Annotated in this window: 3 protein-coding genes and 1 pseudogene; all 4 read left to right on the forward strand. The window is 61.9% G+C overall.

The window, feature by feature from the left end:
* On the forward strand, positions 1-308 hold a 308-nt coding region (locus tag JF66_RS24420), incomplete at its 5' end, for a hypothetical protein (RefSeq protein ID WP_231556427.1).
* Positions 309-601: 293 nt separating this feature from the next.
* Entirely contained in the window at positions 602-2188 is a 1587-nt protein-coding gene (gene istA / locus JF66_RS13800) for an IS21 family transposase (RefSeq protein ID WP_035879055.1), read from the forward strand.
* A complete protein-coding gene (locus JF66_RS13805; protein ID WP_035879056.1) occupies positions 2185-2955 on the forward strand; it encodes an ATP-binding protein in 771 nt (256 codons plus the stop codon). The genes istA and JF66_RS13805 overlap by 4 nt, the downstream gene beginning before the upstream one ends.
* Positions 2956-3263: 308 nt before the next feature.
* Positions 3264-3440: pseudogene (locus JF66_RS24425) on the forward strand (recombinase family protein); the annotation flags it as partial.
* Positions 3441-3575 lie beyond the last annotated feature (135 nt).

The following is a 3575-nucleotide window of genomic DNA, read 5'->3' on the forward strand; positions in this document are numbered from 1 at the left end:
GTGAGTTCGTCCAAGAGGTCGTGGAGGTGCTACGACTGGGAGAAAAGGTACGCCGGTGCAACGATATAGGCGACGGTGCTGGAATCGGAGACAGCATGAGCAATGGTGCCATAGACCATCTCAATCCCGGCATCGTCGATGACCCCTGGGAACGATGTGGGAAGGTCGACCGCAACAGAGCGTGTTCCGAAAGCATCATCAAAATGGAAGTGGTTCGTGGGCTGATTTTCAACGACGACGTCAAAGTCATCCCCCACGCGTGTCAAGTCGGCCGCAGTGATGGCTACGTTGGCGTCTGTGACCGCTGAAGTCGCCTGCACGGTAAACGCGGGCTGATACAAGCGCGCTTCACCGGTGGGCAGCATCTCGGCTGAATACCGATTAACGACGATGTCGAACCCACCCCAGGACGTTCCGTCAACTTCGGGATAGTGGTTCGTGGCGTCTTGGTGGTGCAGTGGCGAGTAGCCCTTGAAGGTAGCACCAGTCCGACGACACGGTAGCAAGATTCCGGGAACACGGTAGCGCTGATGCTGCCAATCTGCTCTGCTGTGGAAAGACAACGCGCAAGGCGTTGTCGTTCCATTGTTAAGGGCGGGTCATGGCGGATTATCGGAAAATACTGGGGTTGTTGCTCGAGGGGCGGAGCTACCGCGAAGTCGTAGAAATCGTGGGGTGCTCGCATCGTGACGTCGCCCGAGTCCGGCAAGAAGTCCACGAGCGCGGTCTCACCTCAGCGGTCGCAATTAGCGACACCGAGCTGGCGGAATGGTTCCCCGACGGGCGCCGTAAAGTATCAGACGAGTACGACCAACCCGACCTGGCGCGAGTATTAGCGTCGATGAAAGCGAATCGGCACTTCACGTTACTGCTGGCCTGGCGCCGCTACGTCGACACCAAAGACGCAGGCAAGAAGTACGGATACTCGCAGTTCTGCGCCCTTTTCACCGGGTACCTCCGCACCCACGACCTCGTCGCGGTCCTCCGCCACGAGCCGGGACGGGCGATGCTCGTGGACTGGGCCGGCGACACGATGGACATCGTCGACACCATCACCGATGAAGTTGTCCGGGCCATCCTGTTCGTCGCAGTGCTGCCGTTTTCGGGGCTGATGTTCTGCCGCGCCTACGCGGATATGAAGTCCCCAGCCTGGCTCGACGCCCACGTTCAAGCGTTCGCGTTTTATGGCGGTGTCACGCAGATCATCGTGCCCGATAACCCGACGACGTCGACCCATCGAACCCACCAGGGTGATGCGGAGCGGGTCGTCAACGCCCGATATCAGCAACTCGCGGACCACTATCAGACAGCAATTATCCCGGCCAGACCGAAAAAACCGCGCGACAAGGCATTAGCCGAGAATGCGGTGAACGTCGTCAACAAACGCGTCATCGGCTACCTCGAAGACGATGTCTTCACAACGCTGAGCGAATTGAACACCGCAATCGAGGAACGGGTGCGGGAGATCAACCACGACATCCGCCGCGCCGACGACACCACCCGGTGGGAACGCTTCGACACCGAGGAGCGCGAGCTGCTCAGCCCGCTGCCCGATATCGGGTTCGAGGACGTCGAGTGGAAAGAGCTCAAAGCCGCCCGGAACTACCACGTCACCGCGGACACGCAACGCTATTCCGTGCCGTTCGCCCTGGCGGGCAAGCTGCTGCGGGTCCGGGTCACATCGTCGCGAGTGACGATTTTCGACGGCAATGACAGTATCTGCGAGCACCCGCGGTTGACGGGCCGGAAGGGCCAGTACTCAACTCTTCCAGAGCACGTGCCGCCGCAGCACCGCGATATCGACGGGTTGTGGTCCAGGCGCTGGTTCGTCGACCGGGCGCGGAGCACCGGGCCGGCGACGGTCACGGTGATCGAGCAGATCCTCGACGGCCAGGCGATCGAAGCACAGGGCTACCTGGCCTGCCAGAACATCCTCGACGGCCTCGGCAAGAACAACCGGGAACGCTTGGAGGCCGCCTGCCAGGACCTCGTCAACCGCAAGGCTCATCCGACGTATTCGACGCTGAAACGGTTGATGGCGGCGATCGATAGTGATGTGAAGAAGCCCCGTCCGGTGACCCCGGCGGCCTCGACACGCAAACGCAGCAGCGTCGTGTTCCGCGACACCGTCACGGACGTCTATGTCCGCGACGCGTCTCACTATGCCCGAAACGAGGACGGAAAGTGACGTTCACCAGCGTTGACTATGACAAGTTCCGGGCGCTGCGGGTGACCCACGTCGCAACTCGGCTGGAGGAACTCATCCAGGACGAAGCCAACGACACCCTCACGCCCGAGCAGCTGTTCCTCACCGCGGTCGACGATGCGTTGGAATCCCGACGGGTTAGCCGGGTCGACAAACTCATCCGCCAAGCAGCCCTCCCCATTCCCGGGGCGACCGTCGCTGAGGTCGACTACCGCGAGGGACGCGGCATCACCGCCGTCAGAATGCGGCGCTATGCCGCCCATGACTGGCGCGTGGATCCGACCAACCTGCTCATCATCTCGCCCACCGGCGGTGGCAAAACCTACCTCGCCTGCGCGCTGGCCATCGGTGCCTGCCACAGTGAGCACTCCGTTCTCTACTTCCGAATGGACGACCTCGCCCGCAGGCTCGTCATCGCCCGCGGCGACGGCATCGCCCATCAGAAACTGTTGAACGAGCTCTCTAACATCGATTTGCTGATCATTGATGATTTCCTGACGGTTGGCGTTGATAGCGACGCCGCCAGCGACCTGTTCGCGATCCTCGCGAACCGGGAACACCGGTTGCCGACGATGATCGCCTCGCAGACCGGGCCAGCGCACTGGGTTGCTGAGTTGCCCGACCGGGTCGCGGCGGACTCGATCGTGAACCGCCTCGCCAACAACGCCCGGATCATCAACCTCGGCCAGATCGACATGCGCCAGCACCGCAACGACCAAGCCCGCGCCGAGAAGAGCTACTGGGAGTAACCCCGAGGCGGCTCGGGCACCACGCCCGGGCCGCTACCTCCTCGTCAGAACAGCGCTACCACGAGGGGCTACTCGCCAGCAATCCTTCCACCCAGTCAGACCAATGATCGCTGCCCGGAGCGATGCCCCTCAGCGTATCCGCTCCCTGGACACCTCCGATGTCCCGATGGCGGTTCCCCTCAGACACCGCCTCCGAGCATCGGGCAGTGGAGCAGCCCTCAATCCGTCGCGCTGGAGGTCCCCCTGCGACACAGCGTCGGCGAACTCGGCCTCCGGGTGCTGTGGCCTAAATCTGTTTCGTTCGAGGTCCGTTCAAGATGACGCCGGCCAAGATTCGTCTGGCCATAGCCGCCATGGGCCGGTCGGAGACGAAGGTCGGTGAACTTTGCGAGGAGCTTGGGATCACCCGGCAGACGCTGTACCGCCATGTCTCACCAACGGGGGATCCGCGGTCCGATGGGGCGAGACGACTTTCCAAGAAATAGAACCCCGTCCGCAGGTCGGGCTATTGGTTATGGAATCGCTACCCCGTGCCATGTGCTTGAGGGTGGCCAGATTACGAGGTGTTTTCGCTCGACCAGGCAGGCTGAAGATCTCACATTTATGTCTTGATTCCACTG

This window comes from Cryobacterium sp. MLB-32, from assembly GCF_000738085.1.
Taxonomy (GTDB): Bacteria; Actinomycetota; Actinomycetes; order Actinomycetales; family Microbacteriaceae; genus Cryobacterium.